The organism is Vallitaleaceae bacterium 9-2 (assembly GCA_038396585.1).
Taxonomy (GTDB): domain Bacteria; phylum Bacillota; class Clostridia; order Lachnospirales; family Vallitaleaceae; genus UBA1351.
This window is the reverse complement of record CP121691.1, coordinates 1,562,603-1,584,678: the sequence shown is the minus strand read 5'-3', so window position 1 is coordinate 1,584,678 and position 22,076 is coordinate 1,562,603. Positions and strand designations below refer to the sequence as shown.

Sequence of the window (22,076 nt, the reverse complement as noted above, 5' to 3'; positions counted from 1 at the left end):
AGAATCGTTCCTTTCTATTCTTCCTATATTTTTGATGTTAGATTATACTTGGTTTCAATGACAGATTCAATTTTTTCTTGGGTGTAATCTTCATATACAGGTGACATCTCTCTTAATCGTTTAACAATTGTCACGAGTTCATCTGCCACATAATCAAGTTCTTCTTGTGTTGTCTTTTCTCCAAGTGTTATCCTAAGGGAACCATGTGCAATCTCATGTGGAAGTCCGATGGCTAATAGCACATGGGATGGATCAAGTGAGCCTGATGTACAAGCCGAGCCTGAAGACGCACACACATTTTTCATATCTAACATAATTAATAAGGATTCACCTTCAATAAATTCAAAACTGATATTGGCGTTATTGGGTAGTCGATGTGTAGGATGTCCATTAAGTTTAACATATGGAATCGTATCTATGACTTTTTGTATGAAGTAATCTCGAAGGTTAGCTTCACGTGACGCTTCGCTCTCTAACTTTGGCATCGCTTCTGCAACGGCTTTTCCAAAGCCTACAATCGCCGGAACATTTTCCGTACCACCACGACGACGGCGTTCTTGGGCGCCTCCATGAATATAAGCTTTCATACGAACACCTTTACGAATGTATAAGGCTCCAATACCCTTGGGCCCATATATTTTGTGACCACTTAATGACATTAAGTCAATATTCATTTCGTTGACATTAATGGGAATATGTGTAAACGCTTGCACTGCATCTGTATGGAAAAGTACGTTATGTTTTTTTGCAATTGCTCCAATCTCTTTAACGGGTTGAATTGTTCCGATTTCATTATTTGCAAACATAATTGTAATTAACACTGTATTTTCTTTAATCGCATTTTCTAGTTCTTCCAGTGAAATCATACCGTTCGCATCTACATCAAGATACGTCACTTCGCATCCTTTTTTTTCAAGATATTCACATGTGTGGAGTACTGCATGGTGCTCGATTTTTGATGTTATAATATGGTTCCCTTTTTTTGCATAGTTTTCAATGACACCTGAAATCGCCCAATTATCCGCTTCTGTTCCTCCAGACACAAAAAAAACTTCTGCTGATTCAGCACCTATAGCATTTGCAATCGTCTGACGTGCATCATCAATTGCTTGTTTTGCATTTTGCGCAAATTCATAGATACTCGACGGGTTGCCAAATTCTTCTGTGAAGTATGGTAACATCGCTTCAACAACAGAAGGTCTTGTTGATGTTGTAGCCGCATGATCTAAGTATATTTTTTTCTCCATTTTTACACCTCTTCATTTAATAATTCGTCAATTTTATGTTGTTCCCTTATTAAATCTTCTAATGTAATATGATCAACAACATCATTAATACTTTGGCTAATCTTTTTCCAGACGTATTTGGTCACACACATTTCCGATTCATCACAAGCTTTATCTTCATTTACTGCTATACAATCGACAGGGTTTAGATCCCCTTCTAATGCACGAAGTATATCACCAACAGATATTTCTTTTGGATCTTTGTTTAAACTATATCCACCTTTGGCTCCACGGGTACTTTTCACAAATTTTGCTTTTTTTAATGTTGCAATAATTTGCTCCAAGTAGTTTTCTGAAATACTTTGGCGCTCAGAAATACTCTTAATGGATACCACATCTGTTGTGGAATTTAAAGCTAAATCAAGCATTGCACGAAGCCCATATCGACCTTTCGTTGACAGTCTCATAACGCACCTCCTTAATCCCTACTAAATAACTAGGATTTAAGCTAAAAATAGATTATCACCTTTTTTCTTATATGTCAAGAATCTTCCAAATAAAAACAAAAAAAAATGAAAAGAGCTTCTGGCTAAAGCCTCTTTCCATTTAATAAACTAATACATATATAAGTTATGCTTGCTCTTGTTCAGCAATTTTACAACATTGTTTTTTTGATTTACATTGAATCTTTTTTGAAGCACACATTGGACACGATTGTCTATCTCTCATATATTCTAGCCGATATTCTTTGCCACAGTGAAGGCATTGTATCCTACATTCCTTTATTTTATAGTTACCACCTTCAATACGAATCGCTTTGCCTTCAACAAGCGCTAAGGCTACTTTGTATCTTGCACTTTCAATGATATTTTGAAATGTTTGACGTGAGACTTGCATTAATTTAGCCGCTTGTTCTTGTGAGAGTTTTTCTATGTCTTTAAGTCGCATGGCTTCAAGCTCTTCATATTTTAATTGATATTCTTCGACGGCGTCGACTTCGGATGGCTTGAAATATTTGTGCTTTGGCACGTAACTTATTTTACGACATTTTGTCGGTCTTGGCATGATGTTCACTCCTTCCATCCATATTATATCATATTTTGAGGTTCAGAAGGTAATGTTGTAAAAACAAATAATCCAATAACAAACAATGGGACAATCGATAGTATTGAATATCTTGCATTGCCTGTTACTGTCGTTGTGAACGCCATAATAAACGGTCCAATAATAGCTGCAAACTTACCAAAAATATTATAAAAGCCAAAAAATTCATTGGACTTATGTTTAGGTATTATTTTTGCATAGTATGAACGACTAAGGGCTTGTATTCCTCCTTGCGCAGAACCAATAAGTCCTCCTAGAATAAATACATGCCAAAGTTCCGTCATTAAGTAAGCAAAAAACGTAGTACCTATATAAGTCATAATCGCAACCACAATCATTTTTTTTGCACTAAAACGTTTGGCAAGCATGCCATAGACTAACGCACATGGAAAGGCAATGATATTGATAATTAACAAAATACCTAAGAGCATAAATGTGTCCATCGAGTCTAGACCAAGGGTTGTTTGAGCATAGGGCACAGCCATTTTGATGATGGTATCCACGCCATCGATGTAAAGAAAATAGGCAATCAAAAAAGTAAACACTAATTTATATTGCCGTATATTTTTAAACGTTAAAAACAGACGCTTGAAGCTTTTTTGTATTGGTTTTGCCTCCGGCTCTATAAAATGTGTCTGAGAGACATTGCGAAGTAATGGCAACGTAAAAAGTCCCCACCAAAGGGCTGTAATGATAAAACCTAATTGGTATCCTATTTGCTTATCCATCCCAAGAAGAAAAACTGCAACTAAAGTTAATACAAACGGGATGACACTGGCTATATATCCATATGCAAACCCTTGAGATGATACACGATCCATACGTTCATTGTCCGTCACATCCACCAAAAAAGAATCATAAAAAATATTAGCACCAGCAAATCCTATGGCGCTTAGTACATAGGCTATCGCTAAAACAAGCCATTGCCCCTCTGGAATGACCGCTAATAATCCAGTGACACATATACCTAATAATGCAAAAAAAGTAAAAAATCGTTTTTTAAAGTTTTTATAATCTGCAATTGTTCCAAGAATTGGACTAAGCATTGCAACACATATACTCGCCATTGTATTAAAATACCCAAGGTCCATACTGTTTCCTTGCTTCATCATCGCAAAATATACCGGAAACAGTGCTGTTGTAATCGCCAATGAGTATGCTGAATTACCACAATCATACATAATCCAACTTTTTTCGGTTTTTGTCAGTTGCATGGATAACTTAAGTTCCTTCATTTTTTATGTTCCTTCCTCTTAAGTATCTTTCCTCTCATAAATTGTGGGCTGTTTAGTCACTCCAAACAGCCCACAACATTTAGCAAAGATTACTCTTCATCGCTTTCGCGTTCAGCAATTACTTTTTCTTGAACCTCTCGCGGTGCCTCTTCATAACGATTAAAGGTCAAAGAAAAGACGCCTCGCCCTTGGGTCAATGAGCGAAGATCTGTAGAATATCCATACATTTCACCCATTGGAACTTCCGCTTCAATTTCTTGTTTGCCTTTTATCGGATTCATTCCTAGAACTCGTCCTCGACGCTTTGTCAAATCGCCCATAATATCACCCATATAATCATCTGGGATTAAAACCTTGACCGATGCAATAGGTTCAAGTAACGTCGGCTTTGCTTTTGCAATCCCTTCCTTGTATGCATTTTGGGTAGCAATTTTAAAAGCCATCTCTGATGAATCCACAGGATGATACGATCCGTCCACTAAGGTTGCTTTTAATCCAACAAAAGGATATCCAGCTAAGACTCCTTTACCTACAGACTCTTGCAAACCTTTTTCCACTGCTGGGAAATAATTTCTTGGAACCGATCCACCAAATACTTTTTCCTCAAAAACATATGGTGTCTCCAAGTCTCCTGACGGTTCGAACTCAATAACAACATCCCCGTACTGTCCATGACCTCCCGATTGCTTTTTGTGTTTGCCTCGCACTGACACTTTCGCTTTTATTGTCTCGCGATATGGAATCTTCGGTTTAAGAAGTTCTACCGAGACTTTGAATTTTTCTTCCAATCGGCTAGTAATAATTTCTAGGTGCTGACCACCCACACCATATAATAATTCTTGGTGGTTTTCTGTATCCATAAACACCTTAATTGTTGGATCTTCTTCCATTAAACGATGTAATCCAGATGCAATTTTATCTTCATCACCTTTGGTCTTTGGAACAATCGCACGATATGCAAGAGATTCCGGGAACGTTATACCGGGCAATCGTACCGGTCGTTCAGGGTTGCATAACGTATCGCCTGTACTGACATTATTTAGTTTTGCAAATGCTCCAATATCACCTGCGTGAATTTCATCCACTTCAATTTGTTCTTTTCCTCTTAATAGATATATATGAGGAATTTTTTCATTTTCTTCTTTATTTGCATTGAGTAAGACATCATCTTTACGAATAATTCCAGAATACACTCTAAATAAAGATACTTTCCCAATATAAGGGTCAATAATTGTTTTAAATACAAGCGCTGATGAGGGTTGATCCTTCTCACAAATCACATGAATCTCTTCAGATTCGTTGCTCGGATTAACGCCAATCACTTCCGTATGTTCTTCTTTTGGTGCCGGCATATACTTATTGATTGAGGACATAAGTACGCCTACGCCAGTTGTGTTTATTCCCGATCCACATAACACAGGTACAATTGATCCTTCAACGACACCATTGTGAAGTGCTGATTGGATTTCTTCCAATGTAAACTCTTCACCTGCAAAGTATTTTTCCATCAATTCTTCATCGCTTTCAGCTACAGCTTCAAGAATCATCTCTCGAATAGGTTCAATCTCCGCTTTTAGGGCTTGTGGTATATCACATGCTTCTACATGGTCTTTAACAAATTTTCGACCTTCCATCTTAATGACATTGACAAAACCAACAAAATGATCACCTTCACGTATAGGCACTTGGAAAGGTGCTATGCATTTTCCAAAAGATGTCTGAAGTTGTTCAAGTATTTTGTGAAGATCTGCTTTATCATCATCCATATCGGTGACGAAAATCATTCTTGGAATCTCCATCTCATCTGCATGTTCCCATGCAATCTCAGTTCCTACTTCAACACCTGATCTTCCGGACACAACAATAATAGCGCTATCGGCTACCCGAGTCGCTTCCTTTGCTTCTCCGACAAAATCAAAATATCCCGGAGTATCAAGAATATTTATTTTGCATTCTTCCCATTCAAGTGGAATACATGAGGTATTGATTGAAAAACCTCGTTTGATTTCTTCCTTGTCAAAATCGCTAATTGTATTACCATCAGTTACTTTTCCCTGTCGTTTGGTGACATTTGCAACACGGGCCATGGCTTCTGCAAGTGTTGTCTTACCTGCGCCACCATGTCCCAAAAGGACAATGTTACGGATTTGTTCGGATGAATAAATTTTCATAAGGATTCCCCCATTCGTAAGATTTTTGAACAAATTACTGTGCATTGCGTTTCGTTGAATTTTAACAAAATTTCTCGGTAATACTCTTAATATTCTACATAATGAATAGAATTCCTTCTTTATTTTAATAGTCAGAATATTCCGTCTTCACTTTAGTGCATGAATTTATTGACTTGCCTAATAAAAAAATGTAATATAGGGGTAATATTAAACACACTGTTCTACGAAAGGATATCTATGTTTGCAAAAATAGGAATACTCGGACTCGGATTAATCGGTGGCTCACTTGCTCGCGCTTTAAAAAAATACAATTATCCAGCAACTATTTATGGATATAATCGTAATCAAGATGCACTTATGCAGGCAAAAAACGTAGGTGCAATTGATGTTATGGTAGATAATTGGAAAGATTTAGAAGATTGCGACCTTATTGTTTTATGCTGCCCTGTCAATATCAACATTCAACTTTTTGAGTCTATAAAACCTTATCTAAAAGAAAATGTTATCATAACGGATGTTGGAAGTACAAAAAACGATATATATGATGCTCTATCCAAATATGAATATAGCGGCTATTTTATTGGCGGTCATCCCATGGCAGGTTCTGAGCAATCAGGATTTGATGCCACTAAAGCTGAGCTTTTTGAAAATGCTTATTATGTTTTGACCCCAGAGCCTTCCACACCTCAAAAATATATCGATTCCATGTCGCAATTAGTTGCAACATTACATGCTATTCCTACGCTTCTTGATCCGGTGCGACATGATTTTATCGTAGCTGCCATCAGTCATGTCCCGCATATTTTGGCTTCATCATTGGTGAATATGGTCGAGGCACTTGACACACCTGAAAAAGAAATGTACACTCTAGCCGCTGGAGGCTTCAAAGATTTTACACGAATTGCATCTTCTTCTCCAGATATGTGGCAACAAATATGTGTGGCAAATCATGAAGCCATTACTTCTATTCTTGATGCATATATCCATCAGCTTAAGGCAATCCGTAAGCAAGTCACCGATGAAGATGACGTCTCCATTTTTGATTTTTTTCAGCAAGCAAGACGATTTAGAAATACCTTTCAAAATAAAGCCAGAGGCAGTATCGACAAATCCCTCGCTTTATTTGTTGATATCAATGATGAGACGGGAGTTATTGCTGATATTGCTACTCGCTTAAGTCAGCAAGGTATCAGTATTAAGAATATTGGCATCAACAATAATCGTGAAGATTTTGGTGGTGTCCTTGAAATCCTTTTTTATGATGAACTTAGTCTGACCAATGCTATTATCGTCATTGAAAATGCACACTATAAAATAATAGAAAGTTAAGGTGAACACTATGCAGATTAATCCTGTAGGAAAACTTAATGGTACTGTAACAGTACCTGGTGATAAATCCATCTCCCACCGTTCCATCATGTTTGGCGCTCTAGCTAAAGGAACTACACATATTTCAGGGTTTTTAAATGGCGCTGATTGTCTATCTACTGCTCAGATTTTTAAGCATATGGGCGTACAAATGCACTTTGAAAATCCGACAACATTAACTTTAGAAGGACTAGGTCTTCACGGACTAAAAGCTCCAGATACTATCTTAGATGTCGGAAATAGCGGTACCACCATGCGTCTACTCTCTGGAATCCTTGCCGGTCAGACTTTTTCAAGCACCCTAACCGGAGATGCTTCCATTCAAACACGACCCATGAATCGTATTATTGAACCCTTAAAATCCATGGGTGCAAATATTGCGTCCAAGGCGAACAATGGACTTGCTCCATTAATCATACAGCCAAGTCAACTTCATGGCATCACCTATCATTCAAAGGTTGCAAGTGCTCAAGTGAAGTCATGTATTCTCTTGGCGACACTCTATGCCGATCAGACTTCCACTATTATTGAACCAAGTCTCTCAAGAAACCATAGCGAGTTAATGCTTAAGTCATTGGGAGCTGATATACACACTCAAAACACTCAGGTAACAATTAAGCCTAATCCTTACTTAGAAGCAACATCCATAGATATTCCCGGTGATATAAGCTCTGCAGCGTATTTCCTAGTTGCAGGATTGATTTTACCTGACAGTGATATTATTCTAAAAAATGTCGGAATCAATCCGACACGTGATGGCATTATAAAAGTGTTAAAACAGATGAATGGTTCAATTGAATATCTCAATGAACAAACATTAAATGAAGAGCGCCGAGCAGACATTCGTGTACGTTCTAGTCAGCTTATAGGTACAACCATTAGTGGCGACATTATCCCTACACTGATTGATGAAATCCCTGCAATTGCTGTTGCGGCATGTTTTGCCGAGGGCCAAACGCATATTAAAGATGCTCAAGAATTAAAAGTTAAGGAAAGCAATCGTATTGATACGATGGTTACAGAGCTTAAAAAGATGGGCGCCAATATTGAAGCTACAGAAGATGGTATGATTATTGAAGGAACAAAACAATTGTCTGGTGCTGAACTTGAGTCCTATCATGATCATCGCATTGCTATGAGTTTAACTATTGCAGCATTAGCAGCTTCCACGCCATCTAAGCTTAATGCAAGTCAATGCATTGACATCTCCTATCCCTCATTTTTTGAGGATATAAATTTATTAGTATAATATATAAAATAAAGCTGCTTGATTATCAAGCAGCTTTTATTATTCATCATTTTACAACCCAAAATGCCGTTTCCCGAATTTTGATCCCTAGCGTAGCTAGGTGGGTATCCGCACTATCACATCTGCCTTCCACTTAAGGCATGGCATCAATGATAAAATATAAGATTCCCATATTCAATATGTAGGTTCAAAATATCGAGAGTATCGTACATCTCAGGTATCTTTTATATGCCTATTATACACCCGAAGTCAGGTTTTTTCAACCGTTAACCCATTTTATTCTTTGAGAATTTATCCAGACCCAGTATAAGCAACATTCCAATCAGTATAAAAAGAAAACTCAAAAGATAATTTCCTTCAATTTGCCATGGAAATACAGCTGCCTCTTTAAGTATAATAACTTTGTCTCCCAATATTTCTTCTTCCAAAATCACCTTATACGGCCATATTCTTCGAAGACTCCCTAACATCATCCCTGTTAAAAAAGCCAACGTTCCCTTATGCCAGCGATGTAACACCCACCTTAAGACTCTTGAAAATCCTATGATTCCAACACCACAGCCTAAAGCAAAAACGATCAAAACAACTATATGGTCCATACGAAACGGATCTTTTAATATCCCTGTAATATAGTGGTACTTTCCCATAATCAGTAATAAAAACGCTCCCGATATTCCTGGTAGAATCATCGCACAAATAGCAATCACTCCCGCAAGAAAAATAAACCATAGCGCTTCGGGTGTCTGTATAGGTACCAAGCCAACAATGATAAAAGAAAGGATTCCACCAAATACAAAAATTACAAAACGGGTTTTTTCCATTTCCCATTGTTTACTAATAACAAATGCACTAGCAAGTATCAATCCGAAAAAGAGGCTCCATGTATATAATTCATAAGTCTCCAGTAAATAGTGCATTAACTTTGCCATTGTAAAAATTGCTGTAAGGATGCCTAAAAATAATGGTAGTAAAAAGTCCCAATGAATACGCTTGATTCCTTTTATTATCTTACCTGAAAAAATATCTTTGACTACGTCGATGTTAATGGAATGTATGGCTTCAAGAAAATCCTCATATATTCCTGTAATAAGGGCAATACTTCCACCTGAAACGCCAGGAATAATATCTGCCGCTCCCATAAATAATCCTTTAAGAAACAGTAAAAATTTTGTCATGCTTTTTCCTCCAAAAGTCCTAAGTGATAACATGCTGTTAAAATACCACCTTCGCTAATGGGAGGAGATACATACGATGCAACTTCTTTAGCTTCCTTTACACCATTACCAACGGCAACTGAATTTTCAATATGCTTAAGCATATGCAAATCATTATAACTATCCCCAAACACATACACTTGATTCATAGGAATCTCCAAATGATTAGCTAAAAACTGTATCCCTGATAACTTAGATACACCTTTTGCATAGACTTCAAAGCCCTTTTTCCCCCAAGCATTAAAATCTAGTTTTTGATAGTCTGTAGAATCCAGCATATTTTGTCTAAAAATCATCATGCTTAAATAATCTCTTGGTGTCGTGTCAAGCTTTTTCAAAGGCGTTAAGCGCGTCACAGGTTCTTCGCCCTCCAAAATGTTTTCACGGCGGAATAGTTCTTTACGAAGACGACCAAAAAAATCTTTAATATAAATATTTTTTTCATCAATAGCTAACATAGGAAACGGTGTTCGAAAAATCTTCTTGATTAACCGTTTTGATTCATCTCGATCAATCGGCTGTTTAAAAATCTCTTCACCCTGATGGGTAACAAGATGTCCGCCAAAGCTTACCGCCGTATTTAAATCAAGTGCTTTCATAACATAGGTAATATGGTGAAAACTTCGTCCAGTAGCTAATCCAACGCAGTATCCTTTTTCTTTAAGTGCATTAATGGCATATGTTGTTTCTTCGGGTATAATTGATTTTGGCGCCCCATGATCAATAATGGTATCATCCACATCAAATAATACTAATTTTTTTTCCATGTTCTCTTCCTATCTATAATATGTCATCATTTCAATAATTTGCTTTTTATAATAAGTCAACACAGGTAAACGTCGCTTTGCCCTTTTTTTCATGTGTTGAATTTCTTGTTCAAATACTTCAACTTCTTCTAGGGTCGGTACATCCCTATTATAGAATGCTTTCTCTAAGGTTTCAAGAAAATCTTTTGACCGATAGCGTAATGATGGCAACTCCTTATAGAGATGCTCTATAAACTCACGTATCGAGTCTCCCGGTTCTTTTTTTCTAGACGCGTCTTGTACATAGAGCAGATATACTTGATAATCTAGTAACAGACGCTTTATATAGTTGGTTCTATTGGCATAGCGACGTTGTATAAGAAGAATTAAACCTACTGCCATACAGACTATAATGACACCAATACTCACCCAAATTATTACCGTACGGTTTATCCATGTGCTATCACCTTCACGCCCTATCTGTTGATATTGCCTAATGTCAAGTGTATCCGATTCATCTGATGAGTAAAAGCTTTGTCCTGCAGTAGGCTCAAATTGCACCCAACCAACACCTGGAAAATAGCTTTCAACCCATGCATGGGCGTTATGGTCATATATAATTTTTTCATCCGGAATCTCTCCATATGAATACATTAACGAATCCGGAATATCTTCATATGCTTCCATATCGAGGACATATCCTACAACAAAGCGTGAAGGTATACCTACACTTCGCATCATTAGAACCATTGACGAGGCAAATTGTTGACAAAAGCCTTCTTCCGCTTCAAACAAAAATTCCTGAACCATATCCGATGTACCCAAATACTGGGGTTCTTCGTTATAAGTATACGTTGATGACAGATACGCTTCAATTTGTCGTGCTTTTTCATAATTTGTTGTTGCCTCAGATGTAATCTCCGTTGCCAGTGTTTGAATACGTTCGCTTTGCTCTGGCAATTGCATGTATCCTTCAATTTTTTGGACATCTTGTGCCTTTTCACCTTGCATAATCGCTTGCATCCAAACATTTGTTCTATATTTTGGAATGACAGCCTCTAACGTATAATTAAAACCACGCTGATATACCTGCTCTTCATCAAAAAAAGCTTGCATATCCTCAGAAATATGTATAGTATCCCAGTAAGGGCTTACCAACAAGCGATTCGTTCGAATATTGCCATAAGTAATCTCAACCGTTTCTCGCGTATGAATATTGTCATCAAACTCTACTACCACTGGCTCTATATCTTGTTCTGACTGCGTCCATATCCCATCTTGATATATATCATAACTGTCCGTCATATAATATTTTAATGTGTTTGCCTTCACAGAAAATAAAGCAATACCTTCATGTTCAAAAGAATCATTTATCTGATATGTGTCATCCGATATTTTTTCAATAATGGTCCGTTCAAATTGAAATGTCAGCTCATCAATATCTCCAGAACGACTGCTTTGACCAGATGATGTCACTTTTTTTTCAAAAGGACTTGGAAAGTAATGATTCCACAACATACTTGAACCTACAATGCCAATTGCAAAAATTATGCCCATTCCATAAAAATAATATCTTTGCCTTCGTTGAATATTTTCAATATTTCTCGAAGCATAGATGGCAAAATAATACACGATACTTCCTATCACAAAAATTATAAAGCTACGGTAATCTTTTGAGCTGGTTAACATATCTGAAAAAAATGCTATGAAAATAACCCCAAACCCTAAAATAATAGGAACGCCTTGCAATCTTTTTCTTCGATAAAAAAAATGATAGACAAAAAAAAGTATCAAACTAATACTGCCCATTAAAATGGCTTGATAAAAAGTATTAATATAATATCCATCTAATCGTACCGAATAATAGTATACATTAAAAAAATCCCGAATCGGATGCAGAAGTTTTTCCACATGCTCTTGTCGATAATAATAAAGCAAAGCGCCCATATACACACTTAAAACCGTTGCTAAAAATATGACAACACCTTTTTTATATGTTGTAATGACCCGATAGATAGCATATACTCCAACTACAATAAAAAAAAGCTGTACCTCATTTAACACATAGCCAAATGTTGCTGAGATAACCACCACCATTGAATACACTAAAACAATAAGTATTCCCATCAGAACACCTCCAGTCTTAGCGAACCCTCATCTATGCCCATAGAATATATAGGAATGCTTGAACTATTAAGTACTTGAAGCAATCTCTCGTCACTTACATTTTTCAACCTTTGAAGATTTAGCCTCGACACAGGAACCATGATGACTGTAATTTCATGTCCACGATTTTTTAGCTGAACCCAATAGTGCACTAAATTGGGTTGAATTTGCTGCGTCGCAAAGATGAGGTGCGCGGATTCATGGTCTTGTCCCATCACTTTCGAAATCATATCAAAGTATGCATTTTCGTGATAAAAACTCAAATGAGCAAACACATCGTAAAACTTGTCAAAATCGGATTGTCGCTTTGTCTCAACCATGTTAATTCCATGGTAATCATAATACAACTTAAGATGTACACGCTCTTTTAAAAAAGAATAGATCATCGCCAGAGAGCCTTCAATCATATAGTCCTCATAAATGACTCTTTGTTCATTTGAGAGTTCAAAGTCACACGTATCTAAAAAGAAATAGGTCGTATTTGTAATATGCCCCGTATATTCTTTAGATATCCACGTTCCCTTTTTTGCGCTGAGCTTCCAGTGGATTTTATTGAGCGCATCACCCGGCATATATTGTCGTATATCTGTAAACACCGTTGAATTAGTTATATCATGACCAACAATCGACTCTGCTGTTTCACTTAGAACTTGGCGAATAGCACTCGACTTAAATTCAAGAAGATTGGGATAGACTAAAATCTTATGCTGTTCTATTTCTTTATATACGATTGAAAAAAAACCAAAAAAATCTTGTATTTTAATATAGTCAATACCAACGGGATAGTTTCCTCTATAAAAACACGTTAATTGTTTATGAAGATCTTGCTGTGATTTTGGATATATAACAAACCACTCACTTTGGGATGCCTTGTCAAGATGGAATAAGTCCTCAGAAGAGATATAATGTACGCGCATAGGTGCTAAAATCAAATAACTAGAGTTATACAAACTCAATCGATAGGTCAGCGTATCTCCTTTAGAGACAAATCGCTGATCCACATCATGCGACAGTTCAAATACGGTATATGTTAACCCCATATGCAACAGGCTAATGATCGGAAGCATTAATATGCTATAAAAAAGTACACTAGAAATATAGCCGGGATAACTCCGGTTAAAAACCATACTACATATAAGTGTAATACCATAGACTCCCCATCTTTTATACAATAAACTCACCTGCCGGAACATCAACTTTTTTTAGAATATCTCTAAGAATATCTTCACTGGATTGATTTTCATATTTCATTTCCGGTTTGATCATCATTCGATGTGCACACACCGGGATAAACACATTCTTGACATCATCAGGAATCACATAATGACGTCCAGAAAAATATGCCTTTGCTTTAGCCATGCGTCCCAAAAACAAACTCCCTCTTGGGCTGATGCCAAGCAAGGTCTCTTTGGCTTGTCGGGTTTGTCGAACTAGTTTTAATATGTATTTTTGAATTGTTGGATCCATATTAACCTTTAAAATATCTTGTTGGATTTGTTGTACTTCTTCTAAAGAAAGTACTGGTTGTAAGTCTTTTAAAGGATGATCATCTTTAAATCGCTCCATAATCAAAAGTTCTTCTTCAAGCGTTGGATAGCCAATATTCATTTTGATAATAAAGCGGTCCATTTGAGCCTCTGGCAACGGATACGTTCCTAAATACTCTACAGGATTTTGTGTTGCAATAACCATGAACGGATATGGAAGCTCATAATGCTTGCCATCAACCGTCACATGATGCTCTTCCATTGCTTCTAAAAGACCCGATTGCGTCTTAGGCGGCGTACGGTTAATCTCATCTGCCAAAAATACATTGGCCATAATCGCCCCTTCATGATATTCAAAACGTTCATGTTTTGGGTTATACATACTAAAACCTGTAATATCTGATGGCATAACGTCCGGTGTGCAAGATATTCGGCTAAATTGCCCACCGACGGATTTTGCCAACGCAAGGGCAAGTGTTGTCTTGCCCGTGCCGGGTACATCTTCAATTAGCACATGTCCATTACACATAAATGCCAATGTAATGAGCTCAATAACCTCATCTTTTCCTACAATTACCTTCCCCATATTTTCCGTTAATCGCTTAATCTTCTCCCTCAAACGGATTCTCCCCCTTATTAAGCTTCTTAATTCGATAATCTATAATTGAAGTTACAATAAAACTTATCACTAATAAACTTATAGCAGCAATCATCCATTCAGAATTATTTTCAATTGGACATACGCCTTCAGGAAGATTTCGCTGATCAAACCAATTTTTAAATAATACTCCTGCCGAAAAAATAACACTCAAAATAAATAGCCCATTTGATAGTTTCTTTAATTTTGTTATCTTCATTTATAGCCTCCTTCAGTAACCCATCATGTTCTAAAACAGCTTCCTCCAATAAATTCACGAATGAGTGAGTTTTGAGGAATATGTTCACTTGTGACCCCAAGAATATAATCCAGGAATTTTATCAATCGCTTAGCTTCTATATGTTCTGGACAATCATCAGGAATACTATAGAGCAAAGGATCTGCATATTGTTTAAGTACAGCAATTTCATAAATCAAGGCAGAGTTAAACATCACATCTGCTTTTTCTTGAAATGGGAAGATATATTTTTCTTCTCCACGACGTACGGATTCCCACATACGGATTGTTTGTAACGCTGAAACACCTCTGTATTGATAGTCTCTAACAATACGTCGCAACAAGCGCCCATCCGTCGTCGGAATTCGATTATGATAGTCTAAGTTTAGTTGTGTCATTGCACTAATATAAATTTTAAATGTATTTTCTTTTGGCAAATCATAGGAAAGCATATCATTAAGTCCATGAATCCCCTCTACAATTAAAATACCATTATCGCCTAGTTCAATCGGATTGTCACGATATTCACGCTTTCCAGAGATAAAGTTAAAGTGAGGAATATCCACAGACTGCCCAGCAAGTAACTCCAACATGTTTTCATTAAATAATTTACGATCAATCGCATCAATCGTTTCAAAATTAAAGTTCCCGTATTCATCCAATGGCGTCTGCTCACGATTTACAAAGTAATTATCCAGTGAAATCGTTTTCGGATTCATACCAAAAGCACGAAGTTGGATACCTAAGCGATGTGCAAAAGTTGTCTTACCTGATGAAGACGGCCCTGCAATGAAAATAAAGCGTTTTTTATTTTGATTGTTAACAATTTCATCAGCAATTGATGCGATACGTTTTTCCATAAGTGCTTCTGCCACTAAAAGTAAATCGTTAATATCTCCTGCAGCAATAAGCTCATTTAATTCTCCTATAGTAGTTACATCCATAAGTTGCGCCCAACGCGAAGTTTCCTTTTGCGTATCAAATAACATAAGTGCCGGTTTAAATGGGGCGACTTTTTTAGGTTCAGCTTTTGATACGTATTGAACCATGACCCCTTCATCGTGTGGGTGCAACTCAAACTTTCCTATTTTTCCATAAGATGGAACCATATAGCCAAAATAGTAATCGTAAAATCCATCCAGCTCATAAATGTTGGTATTGGAAACACTACGATACTTTAATAAACAGACCTTATCCTTCATGCCTTGTTTTGCAAAGAGTTTAATCGCTTTGCTTGTGGTTACTGTACTTTTGTATATCACTGCATCTTCATCTACATATGCTTTCATGCGATCTTCAATCTCTTTAATAATCTCTTGCGTCAAAGGTTTTTCTTCAACATTAAGCACTTCACAATACAAACCACGTTGAATTGTAAATTGTACCCGAACATCGACATGGTTGATTCCATATCCCTGATATACATCTCGCAATGACTTAATAAAAAGTAATGTCAACGAACGCTGATATGTTCGGTATCCATCTTTATTCGTTAAATCTAAAAATTCCACTTCACAATCCGACTTAACCTGCTTATAGATTTCTTTTAATTTTCCATCCACAATAGCTAGCGTAATTGGTGCATCAAAATCATCTTCTACCTGTGCTGCAATTTCTTTTAAAGATGTCCCCTGTTCAACCTCAATGGTTGTATTATTATGTTTTAAAAATATTTTCAAAGTCAACTTCAAATACCTCCTGCGTATAATGTTCTCATCGTCATAATGTACAAATTGGATCTAAAAATGCATTGTGTTGAAAAATCTGAATATCCTCTTGAAAGTTTTCCTTCAAAATGTTTTCAAAAAGTTGTCGACAGATAATCTCCGTACCATAATGACCGGCATCTATAACTGGCACTTCTAACTCCATAGCTTTTACCGCATCGTGATACTTTAGATCACCTGTGATATACGCATCAACACCTTGTTCGATAGCCATATCAAAAAAACTCATCCCGCTTCCAGAGCAAAGTCCAATGCGCTTAATTTGTTTGTCTAAATGCCCAACATAGCGAATCGTATCTAGGTTTAAACGCTCCTTCACATGCCAAACTAGCTGTTTAAAGGCTTGTTGCTTAACATCACAAATGCGAAGTAACCTGTTTTGCTCAAAACCTATTTCAATGTTTGGCTTTATGTCCAGTACTTCACACAGATAATCATTTAGCCCATGTTGAGCCATATCTAAGTTCGTATGTGCAACATAAACATTAATATCTGCCTTGATTAATCGAATAACTTTATGCGCAATCGGATCTTGTTCCACGATTCTATTCAGTGGTGAAAAAATAAGCGGATGATGAACAACAATCATATCACATGCCTTATTTATTGCCTCATCAATTAAACTATTGGTCACTTCAAGACCGACTATAATTTTATTGACCCGTCGCTTTGAATCTCCAATTAATAATCCTACATTATCATAATCTTGCGCTAAATCCTGGGGCGCAAGACGTTCAATACAGTCCATTATATCTTTAACTGTTATTGCATCCATTTAATCACCTTATTTCGAATCACTATATCATGTTCTAGCTCTGCTATACGATTAATGATTCCTTTTTCTTTTAAAATATCTATCAATTGCTTATCTCGAGTGTTTTTCATCTTGAGCTGTTCCAAAAGCAATGGATGTTTTTTTGTAACCAGGCACTTACCATAGACAAAAAATAATGGGTTTTCATTAGGTGAATAAGGTAAATATGCCACATCCTTTGTGTCTGTAATCGCAATAAGCACTGTGTAATAATGCCCATCTTCATACATCATATCTTCATCAATAATAGCAATGCCAAGTTCAAGCAATGTCTTTCGAACGATATCTATATCTTTATGCGGTGAAATAATCCACCGTTTGTATGTCATCAATTTTTCTTTTGATTCCCGTAATATCTGATCAATCAAGCGACCACCCATTCCGGCGATAATAATACAATCGACTTCCCCTTCATCAAGGGTCATTAATCCATTACTTAGCCGTGCCTCTACAATATCTTCCTGGTGGTAAGCACGAATATTATTTTTTGCTTTATCCAAAGGTCCAAAGTTAATATCCATCGCAATAACCTTTGGTGATGTTTTATTTTGAGCCAAATATATAGGAATATATCCATGATCTGTTCCTATATCTGCCACGCGTTCTCCTTGTTTTACAAATGACGCAATCCATTCTAAACGTCTTGAAATTTCCATAAAATCCCCACTTTCAATAAAACCATGAATAATAGTTATCATTCATGGTTTTATGCATACTTATTCTAGATAATCCTTTAATTTTCGACTTCGACTAGGGTGACGCAGTTTTCTTAACGCCTTTGCTTCAATTTGTCGAATTCGCTCACGAGTAACGTTAAACTCTTTACCCACTTCTTCTAGCGTCCTTGCTCGACCATCATCTAGCCCAAAGCGCAAACGTAACACTTTTTGTTCGCGTTCAGTCAATGTATCTAACACTTCAACCAATTGCTCTTTAAGCAAGGTAAATGCTGCGGCTTCTGCCGGAACCGGAACGTTATCATCTTGTATAAAATCTCCCAAGTGGGAATCTTCTTCTTCACCAATCGGTGTCTCTAGCGATACCGGCTCTTGTGAAATTTTAAGGATCTCTCTAACCTTATCCACCGGCATATCTAATTCTTCAGCAATCTCTTCTGGAACCGGATCTCGACCCAATTCTTGAAGGAGTTGTCGTGACACACGAATAAGCTTATTAATTGTCTCGACCATATGCACCGGAATTCGGATTGTTCTTGCCTGGTCCGCAATAGCCCGAGTAATCGCTTGTCGAATCCACCATGTTGCATACGTACTGAACTTAAAACCTTTATTATAGTCAAACTTTTCAACCGCTTTAATCAGACCGAGGTTACCTTCTTGAATAAGATCTAAAAAGAGCATGCCACGTCCTACATAACGTTTAGCTATACTAACAACCAAACGCAAGTTTGCTTCCGCTAACCGTTGCTTTGCAATCTCATCCCCGGCTTCCATACGTTTTGCCAACGCAATCTCTTCTTCACCGGTAAGTAGAGGGACTTTCCCAATTTCCTTTAAATACATGCGCACAGGATCATCAATGTTAATTCCTTCCGGCAACGATAAATCTAATTCTTTTTCTTCTTCTTCTTCCTCTTCTTCTACCTCACCTAATACATCAATACCGCTCTTTTCAAGAACCTCATAGATAATCTCTATTTTATCCGGTTCTAATTCTTCATCTTTGAATCTAGCCTCTATCTCTTTATATTCTAAAACGTTTTTCTTTGTTTTAGCTACTGCGACCAATTCTAAGATTTTTGCTTCAAAACTTTTTACATTTTCTTCTGCTGCCATGTTTTTCAATCCCTTCTATCGATTTCATCTAGGTGAAGATAAAAATTAAGTAACGCTTTTTTTTCTTGAATTAGAGACATTAATCCAGCAGGATCATTGACATTCATGCGTTTTTGCTCTAGATAATCACCTTTGATCTTTCTTATGGTGTCGTTTAACAATTTTTCTAGTTGCTGCTGATTCTCGACTTTTAACTCCTCGCTAAAGATATTCGCAATCATTTTTTGATCTTCAATTTGAGTGAATCGACGCATAACATCAGCAGGTTCTATTTCTTGTTTAGTATTATATATATCAAACACAATATACGCTACTTTTTGCAAGGTATCTTGTGTGAAATATTCTGGTTGTATAATGTCTTTTATATGTGCAAAAATTTTATAGTTAGAGACAATAATGGCTAATAATTGCTTCTGAGCTAAAATAGTGCCTTCTTCACGTTTTTTATGGGAACCACTTTTCAACTCTTTTGATAACACATTTGGCTCTCGCTGAGCAATCCCCACATTATTCCCATGCTTGGCCATAAGTTCATATAATCCATTTTTTGACATTTTATATTCTGCAACAATCGCTTCTAAATAATTATCTCTTTCGATTTTGCCTTCAATGGTTAATAGCTTTTTAGCCACTTCATCACTAAAGCGCGTCTTATATTCTGGATCAGTCAAGTCAAAACGTTTACTTAATTGCTTGATTTCAAACATAAAACTTGCTGTCGCATGTTTAAGTAGCTCGTTAAATGCTTCAATTCCTTGATTTTGAATAAATTCATCCGGGTCTTTGGCTGTTTCCATATTAAGTACTCGAACAATTAGGCCCGCAGACTTTAAAATAGGAATCGAACGCAGTGCTGCATTGACCCCCGCACCATCACTATCAAAGGCGATAACCACCTCATCAACGTAACGTTTAATCAATTGGCCATGTCCACTAGTGAACGCCGTCCCTAGCGATGCAATTGCATTATCAAATCCTGCCTGATGCAATGCAATAACATCCATGTACCCTTCAACAACAATCATATAATTTTCTCTTGATTTTCTTGCAATATTTAATCCATATAGATTTCTACTCTTGTCAAACAGCTTGGTCTCTGGAGAGTTCAAATATTTTGGCTGTCCATCTCCCATGACACGTCCGCCAAAGGCAATCACTTTTCCATGTACATCAAAAATCGGAAACATCACTCGATTAAAAAAACGATCATAATATTCGCCTTGTCGTTTTTTATCTTCTAATAGCAAACCACAATCGAGGAGTTCTTGATTGGAAAACCCTTGCTTTTGCAAGTGCTTATAGAGATCATCTCGAAATTGAGATGCATAACCTAGACCAAACTGTTTCATAATTTCCGGACTTAAGCGTCGCTGTTCTAAGTATGTCAAGGCATGCTTGCCTATCTCTTTGCGTAATAGCATATAGTAATATCTTGCGGCTAAGCGATTGGCATCATATAGACGCTGTTTATAATTAATCGCTTTTTTTACTTCTTCGGATACTTCCGGCTCAGGCAACTCTATCCGGGCCCGTTCAGCTAAATGTTTGACCGCTTCAACAAATGAAAAATTCTCATAGGCCATAATAAAGCTAAAAACATTGCCTCCAGCCCCACACCCAAAGCAATAATACATTTGCTTATCTTTACTCACAGAAAATGAGGGGGTTTTCTCATTATGAAAAGGACACAACCCAAAATGTGAGCTCCCTTTTTTTTGAAGATGTACATATTCCCCGATGACATCAACAACATCATTGTGAAGTCGCACCTCTTCAATTATTTCATCAGGATAAAACATAACCTTTCATTCTCCGTTCTTTTTCACTTAGGTGAACTGCATTATCACAGCTTCTAACCTCTATTTTAAAGTTCTTTCCATGAAGATGGGACAAAAATATCCATAAATTTACGAATAGCATATCGATCGGTCATTCCTGCTATATAATCATTGACAACACGTTCAACCGGCTCATTGTCATCAATCATAACAAGCAGCTCCGGCGGAAGCAAATGGGTATGCTCCTTAAAATATAAAAAGAGCTGTGTCAACATATTTTGTGCTTTTTCTTCATGTTCTTTTGCTTTTGAATCAATATAGACATTTTCAAACATAAATTGTCGCATACCTGTCATTGCATTTAAAATATGCTCACTCATGATGATTTTATCTTTATCCATACTATTGGTAACAATATCATGAACCATAATATTAATGCGCTCCTTAGATGTTAATCCAAGAACATCGGTAAATGCTTTGGGCAAATCATTTTCACTGAGGATGTGTCCACGAAGAGCATCATCAATGTCATGATTAATGTAAGCAATCTTATCTGATAAACGAACGATCGCTCCTTCTAATGTTGCCGGTTTACCTTTTGTTGGGTGATTAAGAATTCCGTCCCGAACTTCCCAGGTGAGGTTTAATCCTTTTCCTTTGTTTTCAAGAACTTCAACAACACGTATACTCTGGCGGTAATGCTTAAATCCCAATTCGGATATTTGGTTTAATGCATATTCCCCTGCATGTCCAAAAGGCGTATGTCCTAAATCATGTGCTAAGGCAATCGCCTCAGTTAAGTCTTCATTCAAACGTAATGCTCTAGCAATGGTACGTGCAATTTGAGACACTTCTAGCGTATGCGTCAGCCTTGTGCGATAATGATCACCCTCCGGCGCGATAAAAACTTGCGTCTTATGCTTTAATCGGCGAAAAGCTTTGGAATGTAAAATACGATCTCGATCCCTTTGATAATCTGTTCGTATATCACAAGGTGTCTCTTCCACTTCTCGTCCACGACTGTTTCGACTAAATGACGAATATGGGCTTAAAATTTCAAACTCACGTTCTTCCTGTAATTCTCGTAAATTCATAACAACCTCCTAACTGAGATGTTCAT

General features: G+C 36.9%; 19 protein-coding genes and 1 other RNA gene. 2 read left to right on the top strand and 18 right to left on the bottom strand.

Features of this window, described 5'->3' with window-relative positions; genetic code table 11:
- Window positions 1-23: 23 nt before the first annotated feature.
- The 5 genes from nifS to fusA form a co-directional block, all read right to left on the bottom strand.
- A complete protein-coding gene (gene nifS, locus QBE53_07505) occupies window positions 24-1,247 on the bottom strand; it encodes a cysteine desulfurase NifS (protein WZL82945.1) in 1,224 nt (407 codons plus the stop codon).
- Window positions 1,248-1,249: 2 nt separating this feature from the next.
- Window positions 1,250-1,693: an Rrf2 family transcriptional regulator gene (locus tag QBE53_07500; GenBank protein WZL82944.1), complete on the bottom strand. Its 444-nt coding sequence runs from the start codon at window positions 1,691-1,693 to the stop codon at window positions 1,250-1,252.
- Between the two features lie 163 nt (window positions 1,694-1,856).
- Window positions 1,857-2,291 (bottom strand): DUF134 domain-containing protein, encoded by a 435-nt coding sequence (locus tag QBE53_07495; protein ID WZL82943.1) that lies wholly within the window; start codon window positions 2,289-2,291, stop codon window positions 1,857-1,859.
- Between the two features lie 23 nt (window positions 2,292-2,314).
- Window positions 2,315-3,544, bottom strand: a complete 1,230-nt coding sequence (locus tag QBE53_07490; GenBank protein ID WZL83277.1) for an MFS transporter — start codon at window positions 3,542-3,544, stop codon at window positions 2,315-2,317.
- Window positions 3,545-3,654: 110 nt separating this feature from the next.
- Complete coding sequence (gene fusA, locus QBE53_07485) at window positions 3,655-5,736, bottom strand: elongation factor G (GenBank protein ID WZL82942.1); 2,082 nt, start codon at window positions 5,734-5,736, stop codon at window positions 3,655-3,657.
- Between the two features lie 237 nt (window positions 5,737-5,973).
- Here fusA and QBE53_07480 point away from each other — a divergent pair, with 237 nt between their 5' ends.
- The gene (locus QBE53_07480) at window positions 5,974-7,065 is read left to right on the top strand and encodes a prephenate dehydrogenase (GenBank protein ID WZL82941.1); all 1,092 of its coding nucleotides are present in this window, start codon (window positions 5,974-5,976) and stop codon (window positions 7,063-7,065) included.
- 10 nt (window positions 7,066-7,075) lie between these two features.
- Window positions 7,076-8,353 carry a 3-phosphoshikimate 1-carboxyvinyltransferase gene (aroA, locus tag QBE53_07475; GenBank protein ID WZL82940.1) on the top strand — a complete coding sequence of 426 codons (1,278 nt, stop codon included), beginning with the start codon at window positions 7,076-7,078 and terminating at the stop codon, window positions 8,351-8,353.
- Between the two features lie 51 nt (window positions 8,354-8,404).
- On the opposite strand, the gene ssrS is transcribed toward aroA, so the two are convergent.
- From ssrS to QBE53_07410, 13 genes are all read right to left on the bottom strand, one after another.
- A non-coding RNA gene (gene ssrS, locus QBE53_07470) (6S RNA) lies at window positions 8,405-8,576 on the bottom strand.
- Window positions 8,577-8,619: 43 nt separating this feature from the next.
- Window positions 8,620-9,528, bottom strand: coding sequence for a DUF368 domain-containing protein (locus QBE53_07465; protein ID WZL82939.1), 909 nt, complete (start codon window positions 9,526-9,528; stop codon window positions 8,620-8,622).
- Entirely contained in the window at window positions 9,525-10,334 is an 810-nt protein-coding gene (locus QBE53_07460; protein ID WZL82938.1) for an HAD family hydrolase, read from the bottom strand. Before QBE53_07460 ends, QBE53_07465 begins: the two co-directional genes overlap by 4 nt.
- 9 nt (window positions 10,335-10,343) lie before the next feature.
- A complete protein-coding gene (locus tag QBE53_07455; GenBank protein ID WZL82937.1) occupies window positions 10,344-12,440 on the bottom strand; it encodes a transglutaminase-like domain-containing protein in 2,097 nt (698 codons plus the stop codon).
- Window positions 12,440-13,651, bottom strand: coding sequence for a DUF58 domain-containing protein (locus tag QBE53_07450; protein WZL82936.1), 1,212 nt, complete (start codon window positions 13,649-13,651; stop codon window positions 12,440-12,442). Before QBE53_07450 ends, QBE53_07455 begins: the two co-directional genes overlap by 1 nt.
- Window positions 13,644-14,552: a MoxR family ATPase gene (locus QBE53_07445; GenBank protein ID WZL83276.1), complete on the bottom strand. Its 909-nt coding sequence runs from the start codon at window positions 14,550-14,552 to the stop codon at window positions 13,644-13,646. Before QBE53_07445 ends, QBE53_07450 begins: the two co-directional genes overlap by 8 nt.
- A gap of 16 nt (window positions 14,553-14,568) precedes the next feature.
- Window positions 14,569-14,823, bottom strand: a complete 255-nt coding sequence (locus QBE53_07440) for a hypothetical protein (GenBank protein ID WZL82935.1) — start codon at window positions 14,821-14,823, stop codon at window positions 14,569-14,571.
- Window positions 14,824-14,846: 23 nt separating this feature from the next.
- Window positions 14,847-16,520, bottom strand: coding sequence for a nucleoside kinase (locus tag QBE53_07435; protein WZL83275.1), 1,674 nt, complete (start codon window positions 16,518-16,520; stop codon window positions 14,847-14,849).
- 40 nt (window positions 16,521-16,560) lie between these two features.
- Entirely contained in the window at window positions 16,561-17,343 is a 783-nt protein-coding gene (locus tag QBE53_07430) for a Nif3-like dinuclear metal center hexameric protein (protein ID WZL82934.1), read from the bottom strand.
- The gene (locus QBE53_07425; GenBank protein WZL82933.1) at window positions 17,331-18,038 is read right to left on the bottom strand and encodes a class I SAM-dependent methyltransferase; all 708 of its coding nucleotides are present in this window, start codon (window positions 18,036-18,038) and stop codon (window positions 17,331-17,333) included. Before QBE53_07425 ends, QBE53_07430 begins: the two co-directional genes overlap by 13 nt.
- Before the next feature lie 60 nt (window positions 18,039-18,098).
- Window positions 18,099-19,178, bottom strand: coding sequence for an RNA polymerase sigma factor RpoD (rpoD, locus tag QBE53_07420; protein WZL82932.1), 1,080 nt, complete (start codon window positions 19,176-19,178; stop codon window positions 18,099-18,101).
- A 5-nt stretch (window positions 19,179-19,183) separates the two neighbouring features.
- On the bottom strand, window positions 19,184-20,977 hold the full coding sequence (dnaG, locus tag QBE53_07415) for a DNA primase (protein WZL82931.1): 1,794 nt from the start codon (window positions 20,975-20,977) through the stop codon (window positions 19,184-19,186).
- A 65-nt stretch (window positions 20,978-21,042) separates the two neighbouring features.
- Window positions 21,043-22,050: a deoxyguanosinetriphosphate triphosphohydrolase gene (locus tag QBE53_07410; protein WZL82930.1), complete on the bottom strand. Its 1,008-nt coding sequence runs from the start codon at window positions 22,048-22,050 to the stop codon at window positions 21,043-21,045.
- Between the last annotated feature and the right edge of the window lie 26 nt (window positions 22,051-22,076).